The 759-nt window shown below is 76.5% G+C and carries 2 pseudogenes; one reads left to right on the top strand and one right to left on the bottom strand.

The window, feature by feature from the left end:
* Positions 1-426: pseudogene (locus IY392_RS16430) on the bottom strand (polysaccharide biosynthesis protein); the annotation flags it as partial.
* 63 nt (positions 427-489) lie between these two features.
* Here IY392_RS16430 and IY392_RS16425 point away from each other — a divergent pair.
* Positions 490-759, top strand: a pseudogene (locus IY392_RS16425) (hypothetical protein); the annotation flags it as partial.

Raw genomic sequence — 759 nt, 5'->3', positions numbered from 1 at the left:
CTGCAGCAGACCCTGCTCGGCGGCGAGCAGGCACAACACCGGCCCGGGGGACAACGCGGCCGCGGTGGCGAGTACCGGGGTGTCGAGCAGGTGTGCCACCGGGACCACGGCGAGCGCCGCGATGAGGGCCACGAGCAGCGCGACCCGCGCGCCCAGGGAGCGCAGTGCCTCGTGCGGGACCCCTCTGACGAGCTCCCGCGCCACGACGGCCTGGAGCGCCAGCGACGGCACCGCGACCAGCAGCTGGGCGGAGAGCAGGGCGGCGAACGCGCCGTACCCCTCGGGCCCGAGCCAGCGGGACGCCGGCAGGTGCAGCAGGTACGCGGCGATGTTGGCCACCAGGGACCCGAGCGTCACCGCCCCGGCACCGGTCAGGAAACGCCTGGTCGCGGAACCGGGTGACGCCGCGCGTGCCTGAGGGTCCACACCGGTGATCGTAGGGTGTCGCCCGCGACCCCGGCGCGTCGGACGGCATGGTGGAATGTGCCCATGTCAGCCACCGGGTCCGGTCCGCCACCCGGGCCCGCGGGTCCGGGTCCGGGGCCGCGGGTGGACGTCGCGGTGGATGCCGCGGTCGGGGTGGTGATCACGGTGCTGCTGTTGGCCGGCCTGGCCCGCCCGGGGTTCCCGTTGCTCCGGGACTGGGTGGCCACCCCCACGCCGCCGCTGTCGGACGCCGCTCTGGGCCTCGGCGAGTCGGCGGCGCGGGCGGTGCCCCAGGACGTGGCGGTGACCTGGGCGACCCGCGCTCTGGAGGGC

The sequence above is a fragment of the Dietzia sp. SYD-A1 genome (genome assembly GCF_015356725.1).
GTDB lineage: Bacteria > Actinomycetota > Actinomycetes > Mycobacteriales > Mycobacteriaceae > Dietzia.
This window is presented reverse-complemented; position numbering and strand designations above follow the sequence as displayed.